The sequence below is a fragment of the Vibrio sp. 10N.261.52.A1 genome, assembly GCF_002876325.1.
In the GTDB taxonomy this organism is placed as follows: Bacteria; Pseudomonadota; Gammaproteobacteria; order Enterobacterales; family Vibrionaceae; genus Vibrio; species Vibrio chagasii.
Window position 1 is genome coordinate 1 of the sequence record NZ_MCYD01000352.1, and the last position, 598, is coordinate 598.

Sequence of the window (598 nt, forward strand, 5' to 3'; positions counted from 1 at the left end):
ATTTAAGGCCAAGCTTTTGACTTTTCTCTGGATGAAACTGCATTCCAAAGACATTATCGTTCTGCACAGCACAGGTGAACTCGCCTCCATGCTCGGTTTTTGCCAATACGTTTGACAAACTCTCAACCTGGTAGTGGTAGCTATGAACAAAATAAAAATCACTTCCAGATGGAATCCCATCAAATAAAGGGGAAGTTGTTAAAACCTCAACAGAATTCCAACCTACATGAGGCACACGAGCCATTACATCTTTTGGTCTTAATCTAATAACTTCACCAGGGATCAAGCCTAAGCCCTTAGTTTCCCCATGCTCATGACCTAACGTGGACAAGATTTGCATGCCTAAACAAATACCAAGAACTGGAATTTCATCATCAATAGCAGATTCTAAAATCGCCTCTTCAAGCCCTCTCGTTCTCAACTCCTGCATTGCTTTAGCATAAGAACCTACACCCGGTAGAATAATTTTATCCGCTTGTAATATATCTTCGGCGGTTGAAGCAATGGTAGCCTTATAACCACAAGCAGATATGGCTCGGGTTACCGAGCCAATATTCCCCATGCCATAATCAACGATTGAAATAGTCATAGTTAGAAC

Annotated in this window: 1 protein-coding gene; it reads right to left on the reverse strand. The window is 41.5% G+C overall.

Annotated features, from left to right (window positions below; translation table 11 throughout):
* Nucleotides 1–598 (reverse strand): imidazole glycerol phosphate synthase subunit HisH (hisH, locus tag BCT81_RS04335; protein WP_241908155.1); only part of this gene is annotated, 598 nt, incomplete at both ends.